Here is a 21,687-nt window from a genome sequence, read left to right as displayed (position 1 = left end):
ACCCAGGTCAGCGTGCGACGCGTGCTGTCACGACCTCCGTGTCCAGGTGGGGGTCCGCCAGGATCTCCCGCTCGCTGAACGGGCGCTTCTTCAGCTCCAGCCGCGCGAAGGCCTCGGTCTGGTCGCCGAAGTGGGGGGAGCGGGGGTCGATGGACTGTCCCATGGTCAGCAGCCCCTTGCCCACCGGTCCCTGCGGGGTGAAGCTCACCGCCAGCATGAAGCTCGAGCCGGTGTTTACCGGATATCCCCGGTCCGTCAGGTCCCCGTACCGCACGGGCGTGCCGCCCGGCGTCACCGGCTCCAGCGAGCTGCCGGGCCGGGCCATGTGCTCGACGACATTCGTGGCGCCCAGGAACCCCGCTGTACCCGGAACGGGCAGCTTGACGTCGCCCTTCGTGACCTGTTGTACCTGCCCCAGTGGTACGTCCGCCGGCAGACCGGCCGCCTCCAGCGTCAGCGTCGCCTTGGCCAGGCCCTCCAGCACCGGTGCGGTGTCCGCTGCGGGTCCGGCGGGCGTGTCCACCGGGCGCGCCGGATCAAATGCCGTCCCGAACAGGGGTCCCGCGTTCGTCACCGCCCCGGGCCTGGCCCGCTCGACAGCGGCGATCGTCTCCCGCCACAGCACGGCTCCCCGGCTGTCGACGGCGAATCGGCCGTCCCAGTCGGCCAGGACGTCGCATGCCTTGCTGACGTCCACCTTCGTCCCGTCGACGACAACGGGTGCCCCTGCCTGGGCTCGACAGGCCTTCACCACCGGCGCGAGCAACCGGTCCGATGTGAACGCCCGGGTGGACATCAGGCCGTTCTCCGCCTCCGGAAGGCTGATACGCCCGTCGGCACCGGAGACCGCCCCCGGCCCGCCCTCGCGGAGCATGAACGCGTTCTGCCGGGTACGTGCGCTCTGCGGCACCTTTTCGAACCCGAACAACGGCGAGTACCCGGTCAGCGGGCTCGCGGGATTGGCCAGCCAGTGACTGTCGTTGGCATTGAACACGTAGTCCCGGCGTCCGAGTTGCGGCTGCTGGCCGAAGGGCACGAGCCCCGGCTCCCGGGCACCCGGTTCCTTCTGCCACGCGTTGCGTGAGTCACTGCCGTCGAGCACGCCGTAAGGATGCGACATCCACGCGGAGATGCCCTCGGCCGACAGATTGGGGGTGGCGGAGGAGTCGGCGTACCAGGTCGCACCCGACTTGTCCGCAGCGATGGTGTTCATCCACGGAATGGCCTGGTGCCGGCGATGGGCCGCCCTCACCTCGCCGACGGAACGCGCCACGGCCATGTCCGCGTACTGCTCCAGCAAGGCGTCGTTGCCGATATTGGCGTCCTGGAAGGTGACGGCCTGCCGCGAAGACCAGCCGAGCGACGGGTCAGCCGGTGACAGGTCGATCACCGGGCCGTACCTCGTCTGCCACAGCGTCCGCCGTACCGTCTGCAGGCTGCCGTCCGGGCTCTTCACCTGGACGGTGTGGGTGCGCGATGTCATGGCCTCGGGCTTGCCGTCGACCAGGTACCGCGTGGGATCCTGCTCCGTCAGCTTCACCGTGTACACCGTCGTGTGCCATCCGGCCGACACCGTGTGCGTCCAGGCGACGTCCCGGTTGTAGCCGATCTGGACACCCGGCAGGCCGCCGAGGCTCGCTCCGTACACCTGAAGGCGTCCGGGTACGGTGAGCTGGGACTCCCAGAAACGGTTCTCGCCCTCCCACGGGAAGTGCGGGTTGGCGACCAGCAGTCCCGCGCGGTTCGCGGTGCGTTCCGAGCCGACCGCCCAGCCGTTGCTGCCGAGGGACGCCGTACGCCGCTCCCCACGCAGCACCGGGCCCGCCTGCTCCGCGACCCGATCCCGACGGGGCGTCGCGTCATCCCCACCGGCACGGCTTCCGCTCCGCGGCGAGGCTCCACCCTCAGTTGCATCCGGGCCGGCGGGCGGCTGGGCCAAGGCGATCGCGCCCAGCAAGGTCGCGCCGCCCATGGTGATGGCCAGGTCCCTCTCCCGGGACAGCAGATCGACCTCGTCGATCTTCCCCACCCACGGGGCACCGGCGCACCATCCGGCCAGCCCGCCCCTGTTTTCGAGGTAGGCGTTGAAGCCGGCGACATACCCGGTGACCATGGAACGCACGTCGGATGACAGCGTCTTCAGTTCCCGCTCGGCCCTCGACCTGATGTCAAGAGCCCGGTAGCCGAGGTCGGACGCGAGGTTCTCGCTGCCGCTGCCCGGACCGAACCAACGCGACCGCGCACTACGAAGCTTGACCACTTGGTCGGCCAGATCGCACCCGCGGTCCTCCGCGTAGGCGTAGCCCTGACCGAAGCCGGCGCTCTTGATGTCGGCGGCGAGCACGTGCGGTACACCGTGCTCCGTCCGGCGTATGACCGCGCGGTAGCGCCCCTGCTGGGCCGTCACCACGCTCTCGTCGGTGTTGTGCCGTGCGTCCGCGGCCGTCGAGCCGGCGGTCGCCGTCCCGGTGGCAAGGAGCGTCGAGGTGACGATCACCATGGTCGGCACGGTCCGTCGCAGCCTCGTGGACAGAGAGCCCAATGGTTCCCCCTCTTGTGCATCGAGCGGTCTACGGACGGTCGGTGACGGTCCGTCTGTACAGAGGGCACGCTACAGTCCTTGGCGATCGCTCTCGTCGGCGGCTTCCGTCCGGGGCCACACCAGGAACACCACGGCGGCACGAGACCGGGACAAACGGCCGGAAGGGCGGCACGCCGGGACGGCGACCACGCCCACGCCCGTACCGCGGCACAGCGGCCGACGGCCGACGGGCAGGAGGGGCCGCGTAAGAGGCGGCACACGACATGGCACGCCGCCAGCGCCACCGCGCCCCCACCGGCGGCCAACCGACGGCGGCGCACAAGCCTCACAACGGCCAGCGGCGGGCGCCGGCACAGCACCAGACACCCCGAAGCTCTGGTCCGGCACAGCGGAACAGGGGCAGCCGACGGCAGCCCGGCGGAACCTGCCAGGGCGCAGCAGCCGCGCGGCGGAACGGCGCCGGCTCCAGGGGTGTGACCCCTGCGGCGCGCGGCTCGCTGGTGGTGGTGTTGGCCGACCGAGAGCTCCTCCTCAATGGCGGCCAGGGGTCCAGGTTCCGGGTCTCCGCCGGCGGCCAGGAGCATCCGCGCGACATGGCGATCGTTGCGCACGCGCGGGGACAGGCGCGTGGAGTCCTCCGCCTCCTGCACCCCGGCTTCAGGACGGCGATCTCGGCCACGTCGGCCGGGAAGGGCCACGGCAGGGACGCCGCCGTGCGCACGCCAATCCGGACCACGTTCGCCCCCACCGCCGACGGTAGACCAGCGGCGATCCCGCACGAGCGCGGCGGGGGGCCTCCCCGAACTCCCCTGCTTTGCGATGCTCAGTTTCGCCGGCCTGGCACCGTCGGCCTCCAGCTCGTCCAGTAAGCGCCCGACCACGATCGGCGTGACCGAGTTCAGCTTTCTCGATCCGAGACGGAGGGGTGATGTGCACGTCGATGGAGCTGTTCACGTGCCAGTCCGTGGAGTACTCCGTCATGCTCTGCGGGGGCCGCCACTGCTTCGCGTATTCCGCAACCGTCTGCTGACCGAGCTCGGCGGGCCTCGGCCACCGACGGCGCTGTCTTCTTTTTCTACCCGCGGATCTGCGTTACGCGCTCGATCGCGTCGTCCTGCGTGCCGTAGCCGGCCTCTTTTTTCAGGACTCATGCTGACCACTTGCCGACTTTCCTGACGCGTCATCAGGCGACTGGAGGAGGGTTTCGCCCGCTCTCCCGTCCCGCACCGCGACGACGGCACAAGCCTACGCAGCACCCTCTCAGGGGCATCCGTGATGACCGTCACTCGGGCGGACTGGACGGCAGTCAGGGGCGAAGGCGGTCGACCGGGAGCCGGACCGTGGCCGCCTTGGGTCAGCTGACCCAAGCGCCCCCATAACGCCCGTAAGTGGGAGCACCCAAGGTTCATCAGATCCTGAGTGTCGAAGGGGCGCGGCAACATAGCAGCGGATCGCCAGGTGGCCAAACCGGCGATTCTCATGACCATGGAAGCGGTTCCACGCCGGCGGGAAGAACCGGTGAACTCGTTGCGCTCGCCCAGCTCCTCCAAGTCGTCGGACGCGGGGGCCATCCGGAACTCGCCTCGCACTCAGCGCGGCATGCCCAACAACTGACCGGCATGCCCGTGCCACTGTAGGTTCCGCACATTCGCGATCATTTCCGCATGGCCATGAGCACCGATCGAGCATTCCCGCGTGATCGCGAGCAGTGGTTACGTTCAGTAGTTGCCGGCTGGCGGACGACTTTGATGCCGGAATGGGTGCCGAATCCGAGGGCGAAGCCGATCGCGGAGTGCATGTGGGCGTACATCTCCATCCCGCGGGCGGCGACCAGAGGGCCAAGGTCGAGGACGTCGTTCCAGCCGTAGGCGGTGAGCAGGTCAGTGACGGCCCGCTTGGCGTCGTGGTGGTCGCCGGCGATGAACATCGTGTGGTCGCCGTGGCCGATGGCCTTCGGGTCGACGACGGTGTCCTGCTCCTGGGTGACGAAAGCCTTGACGACCTTGGTGGTGGGGAGGGTGCGCTGGATCTGTTCGGCGAGGCTGTCGCTGTCGCATGGGTCGCGCGTCGGCATCACGCCCCAGGGGGTGGGCCAGGGGTGTTCGATGTCGGGGTTGTAGACGTAGGGCACGGCGTAATCGACGAGTGTCTTGTCCGACAGCTGCTGGGCCGCGCCGGACAGGGCGGCGACAGCGTTGCGGCCTTCGATACCGTTGATGACCACTTCGCCTTGCTCAGCGGCGTCGGCGAACGTGTGCAGTTCGATGCCGGGATGGTCGGCGAGCCAGGAGCCGAACGGCGCGGTGCCCATCATGTCGGGCTCGGTCCGGGCCAGCGTGGCCGCGGGTCACGGGTGCCGACATGGACCTCGTGCCCCAGCTCGGCCAGCCGAGCGATGTGGGCTCGGGCGCCGCCGCCGGTACCGAGAACAGTGATTTTCATAGGAACCTCCCGTTTTGCGTCTGTGCACTTCCACACCATGAAGGCCTTAGGACAGTGGGTGTCCCTAATCGCGCGGCCGAGCGGAGGCCATGGCCGCCATGCCCTGGTGCGGCGGCTGCCTTCCTGCATGCCTGGCAGGAAGACTTCCGGTGCTCACCTGTGCGGCACAGGATGAGGTTGTGCGGGCCTGGCGGAGGGTGCGGCTGTGCGCTGGTCGAGGGTGTCGATGGCGTGGATCTCGGCAGCACTGAGGGTGAGCCGGGCGGCGGTGAGGTTGTCCCGGATGTGGTCGGGGTGGGTGGAGGAAGGCAGGGTGGTCACGCGCCGGGCCAGGTGCCAGGCGAGAACCACCTGGGCCGGGGTCGCGCCGAGCCGGGCGGCTGGTGCGGTCAGGGCCGGGTGGGTCAGGACGGTGTGGCGCAATGGGCTGTAGCCCTGGATGACCACATGGCGTTCAGCGTGTTCCACCAGGGCCTGGGGGTCGAAGCGGGTGGGGCTGAAGGGGATCTGGTTGACGGCTGGGGTGCGGCCGGTTTCCCGTGTGAGGGCGTCGATCAGCGCGGTGGTGTAGTTGCTCACCCCTACCGCCCGGGCCGTGCCCTCGTCGGCCAGTTCGGCCATGGCCTGCCATACGGCGGGCAGCGGGTCCTGGCGGGGCGGGTAGTGCAGCAGCCACAGATCCACGTACGCCACACCAAGCTGGTCCACGGCCCGCTCCAGCGCCTGGCGCTCTCGCCCTGCGCTGTTCGGCAGCAGTTTGGTGGTCACGAAAACCTCGTGGCGCGGGATGCCGCTGTCCGCGAGAGCCCGGCCCACCTGGCGGTGGTTGCCGTAGCCGGCGGCTGTGTCGATGTGCCGGTAGCCGGCCTCCAGCGCGGTCAGAACCGCCCGGTAGGCGTCGTCACCGGACAGCCGCCAGGTGCCGAAGCCGATCATCGGCATGGCGGCGCCGCCGGCGACCGGCGCGGTGGCAACGGGGGTGCTGCTCATGGGTTCGGGTCTCCGGTCAGGACTGGTGGGCCGCGGGCGGGGTGGTGAGCCGGTGGTGGACATCGAGGGTCAGGCGCAGGGCCTCCAGCGCGCTGGCCGGTTCGATGCGGTTCTTCTCACGGCCGGCGAGGCAGGCCAGCACGTGGTCGATCATCAGGGCGTAGGCGTGGCCGTCGGGCAGGTCGATGACGTGCTCGCCGTCGGCGGAGCAGACGGTCAGGGTGCTGGTGCCCTGGCCGGTGAAGCCGGCGGTGGTGGTGTGTTCCAGGACGGCGCCGGTGAAGGTGGCGCGGTAGCCGCCGCGCATGGCGTACGGCTGGGGCATCAGGGAGGAGGCGCTGCACCGGGCGGTGGCGTGGGGGTAGCCGAGGAGGACGTCGGCGGCCGATCCGCGTCCGCCGGGGCCTTCGGTGCCGGTGACGTGCGCGGTGTCGGGAGTGCCAAGGAGGCTGGTGACCAGGTCGAAGTCGCCATGCATCACGTCCATCGCCATCGCGTCCAGGCCCAGGTCGTAGCCCGGCCACAGCAGGGCTGTGCGGTTTTCCGTCTCCAGCGACAGCAGCGCGCCGTACCGCTGGTCGTCGGCGGCCTCGCGCAGATAGGCGTTGGCGGGGCTGAAGCGGGAGAACATGTCCACGAACACCTGTCGGCCCGTAACGCGTTGGGTGTCGATGACCCGTTGGGCGTCGTCCATGGTGGTGGCCAGCGGCAGCTGGATCAGGACGTCCTTGCCCGCTTCCATCGCGCGCACCGCCACCTCGGCGTGCAGGTGAGTGGGTAGGCAGATGTCCACCAGGTCCACCGACGCATCCGTGATCAGGACGTCCAGGTCGGTGGTAATGGTGAAGCCGAAGTCGTCGGCGAACTTCTCCAGCTTCGCGGGAGTGCGGCCGAAGACGACGACGTCGGTGACGTCGGGGCGGTTGGCATAGACGGCGGCGTGGGCCTCGCCGAAGCCGGTACCGAGCAGTGCGATCTTCATCAGGATCTCCTTGGACGTCTTGGGGATGGCGGGCCGGGGCGGGCCGGCCGTAGGGCTGCTCCGCCCGCAGGGGGTCAGCCGCTATGGGCGGGCTGGGAGAACAGGCCGAAGTGGTTGCCGTGCGGGTCGAGCAGGCGGGCGAAGACCAGTCCGTCAGGGTTGGTCTCCGGGCCGTGCTCGACGCGTGCTCCCGCGTCCGTCGCTGCGGCAGCGGTGGCGGGTACGTCGGTGACCAGGATCGACGGCATCATGTAGTCGCCATCGCCCGTGCCTGAGCTGTGCTCCCACAGTCCGCCCCCGGGCCGGTCGCCGCCGGTGAAGATGTTGAAGTAGGGCTTGCCGCCCGCGGTTTCGTCCTTCTCAAAGCGCCAGCCGAACGCGCTGCTGTAGAAGTCAATGGTGGCCTGGGGGTCGGTGGTGCCGATCTCGAACCAGGCCATGGAGCCGGGCTGCGGCTGGAAGGCGGATGCCTCCATGTGTTCCTCGGTGGCCTGGGCCCGCTCGGCCAGGTCTTCGGAGCTGCCGCGGGAGAAGAGGGAGAAGGTGTTGCCGCGCGGGTCCTTCAGGCGGGCGAAGACCGTCACATCCCCGACCGCGGTGGCCGGGACGACGACCTCGGCCCCGAGCGCGGTGAGCTTGTCGACGTCGGCTCCGACGTCAGCGGACAGCATCGAGAGGTTGATGACCTCCCCGCCGGTCTCACCCTGCTGGATCGCGCCCATCGGCCATGGTGCGCCGGGGGCGATGATGCGGGTGTAGGTGCGGCCGTCGAAGGAGGAGTCCGGGTCGACCTCGAAGGTCCAGCCCAGGAGGGGGCCGTAGAAGTTCTGCACCGTCTGGAGGTCGGCGGTGCCGATCTCGAACCAGACGACGGAGCCGGGGGACATGAAACGCATGAACGAAGCCTTTCGCTGAGGTGGGCCGGTCCGGCTGGGGCAGCCGGCCGGAGAACGAGGGAGCCCTTGCAGGTCTCGATGGCATCGTGTCCAGGTCAGGGTCCGGGCGGGCCCTTGTGTGGTCCGTGCGGGTGTCAGGGGCGCGGCGGTCAGGAAATGGGCTGTGGTTGGGGCTCTGCCTTCTTCGCCGTACGCTCCGGGGAGGTGGTGGCAGCACGGCGGGGCAGCGTGAACAGCAGGGCGAACGAGGCCACGAAGGCTGCGGCGACGTACCAGAGGGATCCGGTGAAGGCGTCGGGCATGGCGTGGGCCTGTGTGGCCGGGTCGCCGGGGCCGAGGTGGCCGAAGAAGACCACCGAGGACAGGGCGACGCCGACGGCCTGGCCGAGCTGCATGGTGGTGTTGGTCAGCCCGGAGGCGGACCCGGCGTGCTCATGGGGCACCTCGGACAGGATCAGATCGGTCAGGGGCGCGATAATCAGTCCCATGCCGAGACCCATCGGGATCAGCGGCACCATGGTCTGCCACAGCGTGATGTCCTGCCCGTAGCGGGTGGCGAAGACGACGAATAGCAGCATTCCGGCCACCGCGAGCAACGCGCCGCCCTGGAGGGCACGCCGGCCGAAGCGCGGTACGAGGACCTGCATGGACAGGCCCGCACCGGCCATCATCGCCGCGGACAGCGGCATCCCCGACAGTCCCGCCTTCAGCGGTGAAAAGCCCAGGCCAAGCTGCAGGTACAGCGTCCAGGCCAGGAAGAACACTCCCGAGGCGAGCCCGAACAACAGCTGCACGCTCTGCCCACCGGTGAAGCTTCGGCGGGTGAACAGCGACAGCACCACCAACGGTGAACCGCCGCGCCGCGTCAGGCGCCGCTCCCAGGCCATGAACAGCGCCAGTACGGGCAGCGAACCGGCCATCGAGACGTACGTCCACACCGGCCAGCCCAGCTCGCGGCCCTGAGTGAGCGGCAACACCAGCATCAGCAGACCCACCGTGGCCAGCACGACACCGACGCCGTCCAGCCGCTGCGCCCGCTCACCCTTCGACTCACGGATCAGCAGCCAGCCCGCGAGCAGGCCCGCGACGCCGAGGGGGAGATTGACCAGGAAGATCGGCCGCCACGCCAGGTCGAAGAGGTTCCACTGCACCAGCAGCGCCCCAACCAGGGGGCCGGCCAGAGTGCCCAGCGCCATCACCGCGCCATAGACGCCGAAGACCTTGCCGCGCTCGTTCGTGGGGAAGGTGACGTGGATGATCGACAGGACCTGCGGCACCATCAGCGCGGCCATCGCGCCCTGGGCGATACGCCCCGCCAGCAGAACCTCTGGGCCGCCCGCGATGCCGCAGACCAAAGAGGTGAGCGTGAAGCCGGCCACGCCAAGCAGGAAGACCTTTTTGCGGCCGAACAAGTCGCCGAGGCGTCCGCCGGTAATCAGTCCGAGGGCGTAGGCCAAGGCGTACCCGCCGGTGATCCATTGGATCTGGGACATCGAGGCGGCGGTGTCGGCCTGGATGTCGGGGATCGCGATGTGCACGACGGTCACGTCGACCGCATCCATGAACGCGGCGATCAGAACGACGACCAGGGCCGCCCAGCGACGCGGATCGGCCGTCTTTGCAGAGGAAATGGGGGGTTTGTTCTCGGACATGTCTCCACGCTAGGACCCTTTTAGGACACCTCACGTCCTTGAAGTCCGGCACAGTGGATCCCATGACGACCGATATGCCCGCCCGGATGCTGCGCCTGCTGTCCCTCCTGCAGACCCGCCGGGAATGGTCCGGCCACGAACTCGCCGAACGGCTCGGCGTCACCGGCCGCACCGTCCGCCGCGACATCGACCGGCTGCGCGAACTCGGCTACCCCGTCGAAGCCACCACCGGCCACGCCGGCGGCTACCGCCTGGCCTCCGGCACGGCCATGCCCCCGCTGCTGCTCGACGACGACGAAGCCGTGGCCATCACGGTCGCCCTGCGCACCGCCGCAGGCGGACTCGGCGGCATCGAGGAAACCGCCCTGCGGGCGCTGGCCAAACTCGAACAAGTCCTGCCCACCCGGCTCCGCGGCCAGGTCACCGCCCTTCAAGAAGCCACCAGCACCATCACCTGGGAAAGCCGCGGCCCCCGCGCCGACGCCACCACCCTGACGCTCCTCGCCGCCGCCTGCCGCGACCACGAAATCGTCACCTTCGACTACACCACCCGCGACGGCACCTGGGCCTCCCGCCGCGTCGAGCCCCACAGCCTCGTCGCCTCCGGCGGCCTGTGGTACCTCGTCGCCTACGACACCGCCCGCGACGACTGGCGCATCTACCGCCTCGACCGCCTCACCGCACCCTCACCCACCGGTCGCCGCGTCCCGCCCCGTACGCTGCCCGACCCCGGCCCCGACCCCGCCGCCTACGTGGCGGCGAAGATCGCCACAGCACCGGTCCGCTACCGCGCCGTCGCCACCGTGCACGCCACCGCCGACAGCATCCGCGTCCGGACCTGGGCCCTGGCCTCCCGCATCCAGCCCATCAGCGAGAGCAACTGCACCGTCGACTGTTCCGACGACTCCCTGCCCCGTATCGCCCAGGCCCTCGCAACCCTAGACACCAGCTACACCCTCGACGCCGACCCTGCAGTCGTCGACTACCTGCGCCTCTCAGCCACACGCACCCTGGACGCCACGGGCCCAGCCTGACACCACACATCTGATGGTCCTGGACTGGATGGTGTGCAGCTGGGCGGGACGAACTGTCTCTGCGGCGGTCGAGGACTGCGTCGAGAACCACTCTCGTCCCGGCCGTGCACGGCCTGTGTGCACCTCGGGAAGCTCTCAGTCACAGGCAGCAAGCACCGCCAGGAAGGCCTGTCGAACCGCGATGCTGAGGTGGCGGGCGGCCGAGGCCACAAGCACTGGTGCCCTCATACACCCACCCTGCTGGGCGGAACATAGCCGCCAAGCACCTGCTGGCGAACCCGGGGATCCGTCGCGAGGATCAATGCACAACAACCCTGTCCTCTGCCCATCCGACGCAACGCACCGCCCACCACGACTTGTTGCCAATACCCGCACGGTGAAGACGGCAGCGCTGCGTCTAGCGACCGTCCAGGGACAACCCAACGGGGCGTTCTGCGCACGATCCGCGCCCACGAGCAGTGCTCATCACAGGCGGAATTCGCCGTTTCCACAGGAACCCATGCTCACGAAACTGCGGTCCCCAGAGGACCCGACCTGATGAACACCCAGTACGGCCGAAGACAGCCGCGCCCGCAGGCTCCGATCCGGAGACGGACGGAGCGCCGCCGCGCAGACAGCACTTCGACCTGAGCCGTACGGGCTGTCCACGACGGTCGGATACCAGCTGGACCTGATCCTCGGGACTGCAAGTCGGTCGTCAGCGCGCCGCACCTGACCGAGGCCGGGGCAGCGGCCCCGCTGTGCAGGCGAGACACCGCGAGTACGGGGTCGACGGCGACCGGCTGACCCCAGCACCCTGGGTTCAGGACTGCGTGCAACGAGCGAGAAACTCCAGCTCGGCTTCGGAGATACCCAGCGGCCGGCCGGTGTCGAGGTCGTACGCGGCCATCTTCGTCACGGCTTCCGCGTACGTACGCTGGCGTCCGGATGGCGTATCCAAGTTCGAGCCGAGCCCCACGACAGCTGACGACTCAGACCTCCACGTCGACCTGCTCCTCGCGGTACGTCAGCGGGGCGCGGTAGTCGTCGACAGACTGGCTGACCACGAAGGCGCGCTGGCGCCGTCCGGCTTCGTCCGTCGGCAGCATGTCGCGATCGCGGCGTGAGCGTGGACGAAGCCGCAGACCGGGATGTGAGCGCGGGAAGTCCCGCGCACCGGGACGTGGCGCAGCTTGGTGGCGCACTTGACCGGGGGTCAAGGGGTCGCAGGTTCAATCCCGTCGTCCCGACGGTGAAAAGCAGTTCAGAGGGGCCCTTCGGGCTCCTCTGATCATTTCCGGGGGCACGGCCTCCCTCTTTCGCCGAACGCTGACGATCAAGGCCAGTCGCGCAGGTCGACCGGCGCAGCGGTCACCTCGCTCGCAACCTCGGGACCGGCGGCGTAGAAGGGGCGGGCGGCGTCGACAGCGGCGAGCACGTCGATCCGCTGCTGGTCGTCGTGGAACCGGCCGTGCTTCTGCACGAAGCCCGCCAGCAGGTCGAGCCACCGACGGCAGAAGGCGAGGTCGGGCTCGCGCCGTACGCCGGCTCCGTCCACGTCCAGCCACGTGGCACCGGTGTGCGACCACGCCCGCTCGGCCAGCACGTCGGGGTGCGCTCCGCCCGTACAGCGCGCCGCCACCCAGGTCGGCTCCCGCACCTCCAGGTCGAGCGACACCGCGAGCGGCCCGTCGCCTTCGGCGGAGCTGAGCACACGCCCGCCTGCCGTGACCACTTCAAGCCGGCGTGCCTGGGGCCCGTACGCAGCTGCCGACAGGTGAACGCTCCGCCCGGCCGCGCCGTCGATCCGGCTGCCCTCGTCCTGTCCGTCCACCCGCAGCCGGACCCAAGGACCGTTCGTGACGACGACGGGGCCGCTGCGCAGAGCGCGGCTGAACGCCTCCGGGTCGTGGTCGCCCCCGGTCCACGCGTAGACCCGCCCGGAGCCCGGCGGGCCGGAGAAGGCACCGGCCCGGCTGAAGGACAGGAAGGCGTCGGTCCCGGCCGTCGGCGCGAGCCGCAGCCCGCAGCCCAGCAGGCGGTACCAGAGCTCGGCCGGGCCGGAGGGGTCGACCGAGAACAGCAGGTCGATGCTGTCGACCAGGCCAAGCGCGGCGTCCACCACCAGCTCCCGCGCCTCCACCGACCGGATCACCCAGTCGAAGAGATGATCCGGCGCCGACTCGGCATCCGGGGGGAACGGGCGGACCACGGGGTGGCAGTAGCCGATGGCCGCGCCTCCCGCCCGCAGCTCGGCCGCCGTCTCCGCGTTCGCGGGCCAGTCCCAAGGGTGCGAGCTGCCCTCGTGCCCCGTCGCCCAGCGAGCGGGTGAGGTGTGCCCGCCCGTGGCGTGGAAGTGGCCCAGCAGGTCGTTGCGGAACTCGACCCCGAAGGCTGTCGTGCCGTGCTCGTGCCGCAGCGGACGGCCCAGCCGGCTCTCCACGAGCGCCTGGTCGTAGATCTCGTCGCCGTGCCAGTTGCCGGCGACCAGTCCCATCAGATCCAGCCCCTCGCCCTGCTGCATGAGGACCGCGTCGTGCAGCGAGACCACCTGGTCACCCGAGTAGTTCGCGTGCACGTGCAGGTCCGCGCCGGTCCAGCCGCCGCCGTCGCCGTCCCACCAGCGCTCCGGCTCGAGGCGCAGCCGTGTCGTGCCGCCGGTGTGCAGCTCGGCCCGCTCCGAGACCGAGGTGTACTGCGCACCCCGCGCCGCCGTCACCCGCACCACACCGGCCGGCACCTCGAGCGTCGCTTCCTGCGCGTGGAAGAACGGCCGGTCGTGGACGTCGTACTTCAGCCGGCCTCCGGTGGGCGCCCACGGCTGCCCCGCCGCGTCGACGACGCTCCATCGGACGGGCGTGGTGGCCGAGAGCTCCAGCACGGCCGGAGGCACGCGGCGCACGGCGGCCGACAGGTCGACCGTCACCGTACCGGCGCGCAGCGACGCGAGCCCCGGCTCCGGCTCCAGCTCCATCCGGCCGACCGCACCGGCTGCCACCGTCCACGCACGGGCCGCGCCCCTGACATCGACCGCGTGGGGCATGTCGTTCACGACGACCACCAGCACACCTCCGGGGCACCAGGTCGCGGGGCCGCGAGAGCCGTCAAGCACGTGCAGCGGTTCGCCGTACCGCACGGTCCCGGTCAGGACGTCGACGACGACGACACCGGGAGGCAGCGGCGCGTCCGCGGTCACCAGCAGCCGGAGAGCGGCGGCGCGGTCGACGCGCCGGTCCTCCCCCATGGCGGCGAGGACCGGGCCGAGCGCCGGCACACCCCAGCGGCGGGCCAGATCAAGGACGTCCAGCATGACGTCGGGCGCTTCGGCCCCCCAGTCCAGCGGAGATTCGGCGAGCAGCGCGCGGTAGCGCGCCAGCGCCTCGCCGACCGCGGGGGGCAGCTCGTCGTCGCAGCACATGGCGGTCCCTCTCTTGCCGAGCGTGACCTGTGAGATCACGGCAACTCGATGATGTCCGCGCGAGGACCGGCCTGTTGAGCGGCGTCTGCGTCGGCGGATGACAGCCCGCGTACGAGGCGGAGGGCTTCCCGCGTCTCAGCCCTCCGGCCCCTGCACCTCCAGCACCGGCGCGGGCAACCGCGAAGGCGCGGGGAGCGACCCCGAGCAACAGCCGGACGGAGCGGCCAACCGACCGTGCATCCGGGGCTGTTGGTCAGCAGATTCTGCGGGCGCCCGGCTCGAGAAGCGATTCGTCCCACGGGATGTACGAGAGCCGATCCGGGTTCCAGTAGTACATCAAGTCCGCGTTCTCGCTTGACCATCCCTGGTAGATCTCGTCCCAGGAACGCTCCGCATGGTTCGTCAGTGAGCGGGCTTCGATCACGTCGTCGCCGCGCTGGTAGCGGACGTCCATGGAGATGCGGACCTCGTCGCGGACCACTGCGGGCAACGACTGATGGACCGTGAGGCTGGGAAAGGTCACCACGTCGCCCACGGCGAAGTCGCCGCCGACCCAGTTGGTCTCATGCGCGCACAACTGCGCACCCCAGTTGGTCCAGTAGCCGTCACTGTCCCCGGTTCCCACCGGCAGGCGGCCCTGCCGGTGGGAACCACGCAGGATGACGAGCGGACCGCTCGCAAGACCGCAGTCCCCCACGGGAAACCAGCAGGTCCACGTTTCGGTACTGCCCTGAACGAGCGGGAAGTCCTGATGGGGTGGGGTCGCGCCCGTCGACGGGTGCGCCGTCATGGCGCGCATGATGTGACGCGGATGGACGAACACGTCGTCGGTGCCGAAGAGCTTGCGATAGAGGTCCAGGAGCGCCGGCTGGTGCGGCAGCCGATGCAGCTCGGGCAGCCTCTGCATGGCGGCGTAGAGCTCCGCGGTGACGCCGATATCGACCCGCATCTGGTCGGCGGGCAGCTGGTTGAGCCGGGCGAGATCCAGTTTCCCGTCGAGCGGATCGGCATCCGGTGCCCGTAGACCATGCTCCGACAGTACGTCGAGGACTGTGGAGCGTAGCTGCAGAAGCGGCTCCGGATCGAGCAGTCCACGGAAGAACAGATACCCGTCGCGCTCGGCTCGGGCCCGCAGCTCGTCAGGGCGGTCGAGGAGTGCGGTGGATTCCTCGAACGGCGTCAGATCAGCGGCTTGGACCTTCACCGGAACCGAAGACATGGTTTCGCTCATGGCCCACAGGCTAGGAACTCGCCTCCTCGCCGCGCCATGTGGAAAACGCTCCGTTCATGGACGATCTGATCGGCGCTCTCGACTCTGGGCCGCGCCACAGCTCACCGGCCGCCCCGAGCGTGACGCACCGGTCGGCAGGCCGCGGCTCGGGAGGCCGCGGCTCGGCAGGCCGCAGGCGTCCTCAGCCTCGCTCCGCTGCAACACCTGCCGGCTCCGGCCGAGGAGGCTCCCGCCGAGAAGCCTCCGGTCGCGTCAACTCCATTGCCTGTGACGGCTTTCCGGACGCGCGGCCGCTCGAGGACTTCGGGGTTCGCCGGGTTGACGCGTCGCAGCGCCCCCTCCTAGCGTGCCTGAAACGATTCACCATCCGTGCTGTCGGCGATGTCGTCCGAGAGGGGCACTCCCGTGGGGGTTCTGCACGTCGTCAAGCCCACCATCGAGTACACCACATGCCCTCTCGGGCTCGATACGGAACGGCCGCGGCTGAGCTGGCAGCTGCTCTCCGACCGACCGGATCAGGCGCAGAGCGCTTACCGGATACACGTCGCGACCAGCGCCGAGCGGATCAACAACCGTGACATCTGGGACAGTTCACGGGTGACATCCGACCAGTCGGTGCTGGTTCCCTACGCCGGTCCCGCGCTTGCCCCCCGCACCCGATACCACTGGTCGGTGCGGGTCTGGGACGCGGACGGTGTGGCAAGCGAATGGAGCGAACCCTCCTGGTGGGAGACCGGACTCATGGACGGCTCGGACTGGACCGGCCGCTGGATCGGCGCCCCAGCGGCCCTCGTGGACGCGGCAGCAGCGGCCCCGCTGCCAGGGGTGCCGACCCTGGGAGGGGCCCAGTGGATACGCCTGGCGGGCAGCAGCGCGCGGGGCCTGGCAGAGACCGGAGCCTCAGCCGCGATCCGCTGGTTCCGCGTCGTCGTCGACGTACCGGCAGGTGTCCGCCGGGCCTGTCTGGTGCTCGCCGCCGACGGCGGCCTGACCGCCTACGTCGGCGGCACCCAGGTCCTGCACACGGTCGCCGATCCCACCGCGGAGAACTGGCGCCGTCCAGCCGTGGCCGAGGTCACCGCCCAGCTGCGGCCGGGACGCACCGCCGTAGCAGTCCGCGTCGACACGAGCAGCACCGGATCCGGGGAGGCCGGCCTCCTCGGAGTGCTGAAGTTCACCACCGCCGACGCAGTACGCCGCGTGCGGACAGGCCGTACGTGGAAGACCACCGGTAGCGAACCCGCGGGTGACTGGTCAGGCCCCGACTTCGACGACAGCGCCTGGGCGGCCGCCGACGAGTGGGCCCCCTGGGGTGTGGCCCCGCGAGGGGCGGTGGCCCCCGCCGCATCCCCCGCCTTCCAGCTGCGGCGCGAGTTCCGCCTCCCCCCGAAACAGATCGCCCGCGCCCGACTGTATGCCACCGCCCTCGGCCTGTACGAGGCGCACCTCAACGGCCGCCGCGTCGGCGCCGACGAGCTGGCCCCGGGCTGGACCGACTACCGCAGGCGGGTGCAGTACCAGACCTACGACGTCACCGACCTGCTGCGCGGCGGCGCGGCCAACACGCTCGGATTTCACCTGGCGGACGGCTGGTACGCGGGCACCATCGCCTCCTTCGGCCGGCACCACTACGGCGAACGCCCGTCGCTGCTGGCGCAGTTGGAGGTGACGTATACCGACGGCTCAACCGAGCGGATCGTGTCGGACCAGGAGTGGCGGGCGGCGGCGGGCCCGCTGGTCTCCGCGGACCTGATCGGGGGCGAGGACTACGACGCCCGGCGGGAGACGGACGGCTGGACACAGCCCGGCTTCGACGACTCCGGATGGCAGCCGGCGGAATCTGCGGCGGTCACCACACCACCCGCGATCGTGGCCCAGGCCGATGCCCCGGTCCGGGTGGCGGGCGAGCTCCCCGCCCGGCAGGTCACCGAAGTCGCCCCAGGGGTCTTCGTCTTCGATCTGGGCCAGAACATGGTCGGTTCGGTGCGGTTGAAGGTCTCCGGCGCGGCGGGCACGGTGGTGCGGCTGCGCCACGCGGAGGCACTCAACCCGGACGGCACGCTCCACACCGCCAACCTGCGGTCGGCCCGGGCCACCGACACCTACACCCTCAAAGGCGGCTCGGTGGAGGTCTACGAGCCGCGCTTCACGTTCCACGGCTTTCGCTACGCAGAGGTGACCGGCTACCCCGGGGTGCCGCCCCTGGACGCGGTGACCGGCCGGGTCATGCACACCTCGGCCCCGTTCACCATGGACTTCGAGACCGACGTCCCGATGCTCAACCAGCTGCACTCCAACATCACCTGGGGCCAGCGCGGAAACTTCCTGTCCGTCCCCACCGACACCCCGGCCCGCGACGAGCGGCTCGGCTGGTCCGGGGACATCAGCGTCTTCGCCCCCACCGCGGCCTACGTCATGGAGTCGGCGCGCTTCCTCACCAAGTGGCTGCGGGACCTGTACGACGCCCAGCGGGCGGACGGCGCGTTCCCCGATGTGGCGCCGCAGATCGGCATGCTGGGCGCGGGCACGGCGGGCTGGGGCGATGCCGGTGTCTCCGTGCCATGGGCGCTGTACCAGGCGTACGGGGACACCCGGGTCCTCCAGGAGGCATGGGAGCCGGCCAAGCGCTGGCTGGACTACCTGCACCGGCACAGCGACGGTTACCTGCGTCCCGCCACGGGCTACGGTGACTGGCTCAACATGCGCGACGAGACGCCCAAGGACGTCCTCGCCACCGCCTTCTTCGCCCACAGCGCCCACCTCGTCGCCCGCATGGCGCGGGCTCTCGGTGACGACCCGGCCCCCTACGAGAAGCTCTCCGCCGCCGTCCGCGGCGCCTTCTGCGCGGCCTACGTCTCGCAGGACGGCGCCCGTATCACGGGCGACACCCAGACCGCGTACGTACTCGCCCTGTCCATGGATCTGTTGCCGGATCCGGAGCGTGGCCGGGCCGCGGACCGCCTGGTGGAGCTGATCGAGGCGCGGGACGGGCACCTGTCGACGGGCTTCCTCGGCACGCCGCGGCTGCTCGGGGCCCTCACTGCCGCGGGGCGCACGGACGTGGCGTACCGGCTGCTGCTCCAGGAGTCGTTCCCCGGCTGGGGCTACCAGATCGCCCGCGGCGCCACCACCATGTGGGAGCACTGGGACTCCATAAGGGAGGACGGCGGCTTCCAGGACGCGGGGATGAACTCCTTCAACCACTACGCCTACGGCGCGGTCGGCGCGTGGATGTACGCCACCATCGCCGGCATCGCGCCCACCGCGCCCGGCTTCCGGCGCCTGGTCGTCCGCCCCCGCCCCGGCGGTACGGTGACGGCGGCGCGCGCCCGCTTCGACTCGCTCTACGGCCCGGTCACCACCCGCTGGGAGGCGGGCGGCGGCTCCTTCACTCTCCGTCTCGGCCTGCCGGTGGGTACCGCCGCCGAGGTGTGGGTCCCCGCCCGTGCCGCGGCGGATGTCAGTGCCGGCGACACGGAGTTCCTGCGGATGGACGACGGCTGCGCGGTCTTCGCCGCCGGTTCGGGCTGTCACCTGTTCAGTACCGGACAACTCGCTCGATGAGCGTCGCGACGGCCCCGGCACCGTAGCGGTGCAGCGCGCGTCTCATCCCGTCATCCCGCGTCATCTCCCGCCGCGCGGTAGGCGGTCGGGCTGAGGCCGTAGTGCGTCCGGAAACGGCGGGAGAAGTAGTTCGGGTCGGGCCAGCCGACCGCGGCGCCGACGCGCGCCACGGGCTGTGTGGTGCCCCGCAGCAGCGCCGCCGCGCTCTCCGCCCGCGCGCGGGCGAGGTAGGCCATCGGCGGGAGCCCGATGTGGCTGGTGAACATCCGGGTGAGATGGCCCGTGCTGACCGCGAGTTCGGCGGCGAGCCGGGCCGGGGTCCAGGCCTGTGCGAGATCGGACTCCAGCAGCCGTACGGCGCCGAGTACGAGCGGGTGGGCGGAGGGTGCGTCCGCATGGGCGGTCGGGGCGGGTGCCCGCGGTGCCGCCGCGGCGAGAGCGTCGAGGAAGACCGCGAGGCGGCCGAGGACACCGATTCTGTGGACCGGGCCGTCGTGCCCGGCCGCCGCGGCCAGTTCACCGAGGAGCGACAGGCACCGCGTGTGGTGTCCGGCATCGAGCCGGAAGCCGTAGACCCCGGCGTTGCCCGGCGCGCTCGGCCCGCCCCACAGCAGGTGGTTGACGGCCGGTTCGGTGCGGATCCAGGCGAGGTCGGCGCGGAGCAGCTCGGCCGCGAAGCAGCAGTTGACCACAGTGAGACCGGTGCAGTACACGTAGCTGTGCCAAGGCCCCGGCCGGAGCACGATGACGTCCCCGGCGGCGAGCGGCCGGCCCCCGGCCGCGGTCAGGTGCCGCCCCCGCCCGGAGACGACGAGGGCGATCTCCAAGAAGTCGTGGCTGTGTCCGGGCACGTTGCCGGTCAGCCGGTGCCGGCCAGTGTGCACCGGAACTTGGGCGGGGAACAGGCCGGTGCCCTGCAACCGGCCGTCGAACTGGGTGTCTTGGTACGGCACATCAGTATCGTGCTACCTCGTGCGAGTCGTTGGCTAGCCCCGCTGCCACCGGGGCGACCAGCATGAGGGGTATCGCTGAGACCCCCTGCAGGGGCCGATGACGTGAGGAGCACGATGGAGCTTTCCGAAGAGAGCGTGGAGCACTACCGGCGGCACGGTTTCGTGCGCGTGCCCGGAGTCCTCTCGGCGGCCGAGGCCGCCGGCTACGCCCGCGCCGCCGCCGAACTGCCCGGCGCATCGTCGACCGGCCCGGAGATGCGGCCCTTCAGGCAGTACGTCAACGTCTGGCGCACAAGCGCGGTGTTGCGCGCGCTCACCCTGCACCCGAAGCTCTCGGCGCCGGCGCATCAGCTGGCCGGTGTGCCCCTGCGTCTGTGGCACGACCAGGTGCTCGTCAAGCCGCCGCACCACGAGACCGCGACCGAGTTCCACCAGGACCACCCGTACTGGCCGCACCGGACCTGCCGGCACGCGCTGTCCGCCTGGGTCGCGCTGGTCGACGTACCGGCCGAGAGCGGCTGCATGACCTTCCTGCCCGGCTCCCACACCCACACGGGGCTGCGGCCCCAGGACCTGCACAAGGAGGGGGACTTGTTCGAGATCGACCCCGAACTGCGGTGGAGCGAGCGGGTCACCGTCCCGCTGCGCGCGGGGGACATCACCTTCCACAACAGCTACACCGGGCACATGGCCCTGCCCAACCGCACGGACGCGGCACGGCTCGCGCACGTCGTGATCTATATGGACGCGGACACGGTCTACGACGGCCGTCCGCACCCGGTCACGGACGGCGTCGGCCTCCTGCCCGGCGACCGCCTCGACGGCGACCTCTTCCCTCCGCTGACGTCGGCCGCCGCGGGGTCCCGGTCAGAATAACCTTGGGGCGCCGTCCTGTTGAGGTGCCCCCTTCCCGCGCGTTGCCCGCTGAAGCACCCGTGCCATCCCCGTCACCGGCCCTGCCGCCGGCCCACCGGACCAGCACGACCTCGGCCGGGCCTGCGCCGTCGCGCATTCCGACTCGGCTGCAGGCTCGGCCGTGGGTGGTGGAAGGCCCGGGAGTCCGGAGCCGGTCACAGGACGTGCTGGGCGCTTCGCCACTCCCGTGGTGACTGACCGACGTGCTGCCTGAACAGGCGGGAGAAGTAGTACGGGTCGGCCACGCCGCACCGCCGGGCGATCTGACCGACCGTGAGGCCGCTCGTGCGCAGCAGCTCCTGTGCCCGGGCGATGCGCCGTGCGGCGACCCAGCCCATCGGCGAGGTGTCGAGGTGCCGGCGGAACCGGCGCGTGAGCGTCGCGACGCCACAGCCCGCCACGCCGGCCAGCTCGCCGATCGTGAGCTGACGGTGCAGCTCCTGGTCGACGTACCGCAGCACGCGACGCAGATCGTCGGGGACGAGCGCCCCGTACAAGGGCCCGGCCGCTCCGAGCGTCTCCGACAGCTCATGGAGGACCAGCGTCCCGAGCGCCCGCATCAGCCCCTCGTCCGGCACGCCCCGCCGGAACACCTCGACCGCGTACAAGGAGACATCCACCAACCGCGGGCGTTCCTCGGCGGAGGAGACCACGACCGAGCCACCGGAAAGGATCGTGCCGTCGCGCCGCCACCCGCATCCCGTGAGCGGGTGGTCGCGGTCGTGCGGAACATCGGCCACCACCCGGTGCCCGGGGTCGTGCTCGGGTACGAGATGCGCGCCGACGAGCAGGAACGGGTCCGGCACGTCGGCGGCATACCGGATCGACCGCCCCCACGGCAGGACGAGAAGCACGCCGGCCCTCATCACATGTCGCTGTCCGTTGACCCAGACCTGGCCGCCTCCTCTCCGGCACAGGAGGACCATGCGTGACTCGACCCGCGCGTGCCGCAGCCGCCGGCCGGGCTGGAACTGGTACATGTTCGCCTGGCTCACGACCGGGAACGGCGCCCCACTGACCATGAGCGGATTGTCCGGCAACCGTGCGTCCGATGTCATCGCCCAGGCGCACGGCGCCGCGGACGTGTGA

Annotated in this window: 14 protein-coding genes and 1 tRNA gene; 5 read left to right on the top strand and 10 right to left on the bottom strand. The window is 70.6% G+C overall.

Annotation, left to right across the window (positions count from 1 at the left end):
- Positions 1-7: 7 nt before the first annotated feature.
- From BKD26_RS29575 to BKD26_RS29540, 6 genes are all read right to left on the bottom strand, one after another.
- Entirely contained in the window at positions 8-2,500 is a 2,493-nt protein-coding gene (locus BKD26_RS29575) for a penicillin acylase family protein (protein ID WP_107418033.1), read from the bottom strand.
- Positions 2,501-4,196: 1,696 nt separating this feature from the next.
- Positions 4,197-4,856, bottom strand: a complete 660-nt coding sequence (locus BKD26_RS29560) for an NADP oxidoreductase (RefSeq protein WP_347105798.1) — start codon at positions 4,854-4,856, stop codon at positions 4,197-4,199.
- A 281-nt stretch (positions 4,857-5,137) separates the two neighbouring features.
- Complete coding sequence (locus BKD26_RS29555) at positions 5,138-5,974, bottom strand: aldo/keto reductase (RefSeq protein ID WP_206603735.1); 837 nt, start codon at positions 5,972-5,974, stop codon at positions 5,138-5,140.
- Between the two features lie 16 nt (positions 5,975-5,990).
- Complete coding sequence (locus BKD26_RS29550; RefSeq protein WP_084904460.1) at positions 5,991-6,956, bottom strand: Gfo/Idh/MocA family oxidoreductase; 966 nt, start codon at positions 6,954-6,956, stop codon at positions 5,991-5,993.
- A gap of 74 nt (positions 6,957-7,030) precedes the next feature.
- On the bottom strand, positions 7,031-7,852 hold the full coding sequence (locus tag BKD26_RS29545) for a VOC family protein (protein WP_084904457.1): 822 nt from the start codon (positions 7,850-7,852) through the stop codon (positions 7,031-7,033).
- A gap of 149 nt (positions 7,853-8,001) precedes the next feature.
- The gene (locus BKD26_RS29540; RefSeq protein WP_084904454.1) at positions 8,002-9,504 is read right to left on the bottom strand and encodes an MFS transporter; all 1,503 of its coding nucleotides are present in this window, start codon (positions 9,502-9,504) and stop codon (positions 8,002-8,004) included.
- 62 nt (positions 9,505-9,566) lie between these two features.
- On the opposite strand from BKD26_RS29540, the gene BKD26_RS29535 reads away from it, so the two are divergent.
- Positions 9,567-10,538, top strand: a complete 972-nt coding sequence (locus BKD26_RS29535) for a WYL domain-containing protein (protein ID WP_084904452.1) — start codon at positions 9,567-9,569, stop codon at positions 10,536-10,538.
- Positions 10,539-11,694: 1,156 nt separating this feature from the next.
- Positions 11,695-11,767: transfer RNA gene (locus tag BKD26_RS29530), tRNA-Pro, on the top strand.
- 86 nt (positions 11,768-11,853) lie between these two features.
- Here BKD26_RS29530 and BKD26_RS29525 read toward each other — a convergent pair.
- A complete protein-coding gene (locus tag BKD26_RS29525) occupies positions 11,854-13,974 on the bottom strand; it encodes a CehA/McbA family metallohydrolase (RefSeq protein ID WP_084904449.1) in 2,121 nt (706 codons plus the stop codon).
- A gap of 214 nt (positions 13,975-14,188) precedes the next feature.
- Positions 14,189-15,166: a phytanoyl-CoA dioxygenase family protein gene (locus tag BKD26_RS29520; protein ID WP_084904446.1), complete on the bottom strand. Its 978-nt coding sequence runs from the start codon at positions 15,164-15,166 to the stop codon at positions 14,189-14,191.
- Between the two features lie 405 nt (positions 15,167-15,571).
- Between BKD26_RS29520 and BKD26_RS29515 the strand changes: the two genes are divergently transcribed.
- Positions 15,572-18,730, top strand: coding sequence for an alpha-L-rhamnosidase (locus BKD26_RS29515; RefSeq protein ID WP_241518903.1), 3,159 nt, complete (start codon positions 15,572-15,574; stop codon positions 18,728-18,730).
- A gap of 50 nt (positions 18,731-18,780) precedes the next feature.
- Here BKD26_RS29515 and BKD26_RS29510 read toward each other — a convergent pair whose 3' ends face one another.
- A complete protein-coding gene (locus BKD26_RS29510; RefSeq protein ID WP_084904443.1) occupies positions 18,781-19,683 on the bottom strand; it encodes an AraC family transcriptional regulator in 903 nt (300 codons plus the stop codon).
- Positions 19,684-19,797: 114 nt separating this feature from the next.
- Between BKD26_RS29510 and BKD26_RS29505 the strand changes: the two genes are divergently transcribed.
- Entirely contained in the window at positions 19,798-20,559 is a 762-nt protein-coding gene (locus tag BKD26_RS29505) for a phytanoyl-CoA dioxygenase family protein (RefSeq protein ID WP_084904440.1), read from the top strand.
- A 194-nt stretch (positions 20,560-20,753) separates the two neighbouring features.
- Here BKD26_RS29505 and BKD26_RS29500 read toward each other — a convergent pair whose 3' ends face one another.
- Positions 20,754-21,452 (bottom strand): AraC family transcriptional regulator, encoded by a 699-nt coding sequence (locus BKD26_RS29500; RefSeq protein ID WP_179166755.1) that lies wholly within the window; start codon positions 21,450-21,452, stop codon positions 20,754-20,756.
- Positions 21,453-21,522: 70 nt separating this feature from the next.
- On the opposite strand from BKD26_RS29500, the gene BKD26_RS40580 reads away from it, so the two are divergent.
- Positions 21,523-21,687 carry a hypothetical protein gene (locus tag BKD26_RS40580; RefSeq protein ID WP_179166754.1) on the top strand — a complete coding sequence of 55 codons (165 nt, stop codon included), beginning with the start codon at positions 21,523-21,525 and terminating at the stop codon, positions 21,685-21,687.

The organism is Streptomyces sp. CB03238, assembly GCF_002099185.1.
GTDB lineage: Bacteria > Actinomycetota > Actinomycetes > Streptomycetales > Streptomycetaceae > Streptomyces.
The sequence above is the reverse complement of the archived record's forward strand: the minus strand, read 5'-3'. Positions and strand labels throughout refer to the sequence as shown.

Bases quoted from the DNA above. Each gene is read 5' to 3' on its own strand.
- BKD26_RS40580 (WP_179166754.1), top strand. From the start codon at position 21,523: ATGCGTGACTCGACCCGCGCGTGCCGCAGCCGCCGGCCGGGCTGGAAC.
- BKD26_RS29540 (WP_084904454.1), bottom strand. From the start codon at position 9,504: ATGTCCGAGAACAAACCCCCCATTTCCTCTGCAAAGACGGCCGATCCG.
- BKD26_RS29575 (WP_107418033.1), bottom strand. From the start codon at position 2,500: ATGGTGATCGTCACCTCGACGCTCCTTGCCACCGGGACGGCGACCGCC.
- BKD26_RS29535 (WP_084904452.1), top strand. From the start codon at position 9,567: ATGACGACCGATATGCCCGCCCGGATGCTGCGCCTGCTGTCCCTCCTG.
- BKD26_RS29560 (WP_347105798.1), bottom strand. From the start codon at position 4,856: ATGATGGGCACCGCGCCGTTCGGCTCCTGGCTCGCCGACCATCCCGGC.
- BKD26_RS29545 (WP_084904457.1), bottom strand. From the start codon at position 7,852: ATGCGTTTCATGTCCCCCGGCTCCGTCGTCTGGTTCGAGATCGGCACC.
- BKD26_RS29555 (WP_206603735.1), bottom strand. From the start codon at position 5,974: ATGAGCAGCACCCCCGTTGCCACCGCGCCGGTCGCCGGCGGCGCCGCC.
- BKD26_RS29505 (WP_084904440.1), top strand. From the start codon at position 19,798: ATGGAGCTTTCCGAAGAGAGCGTGGAGCACTACCGGCGGCACGGTTTC.
- BKD26_RS29520 (WP_084904446.1), bottom strand. From the start codon at position 15,166: ATGAGCGAAACCATGTCTTCGGTTCCGGTGAAGGTCCAAGCCGCTGAT.
- BKD26_RS29550 (WP_084904460.1), bottom strand. From the start codon at position 6,956: ATGAAGATCGCACTGCTCGGTACCGGCTTCGGCGAGGCCCACGCCGCC.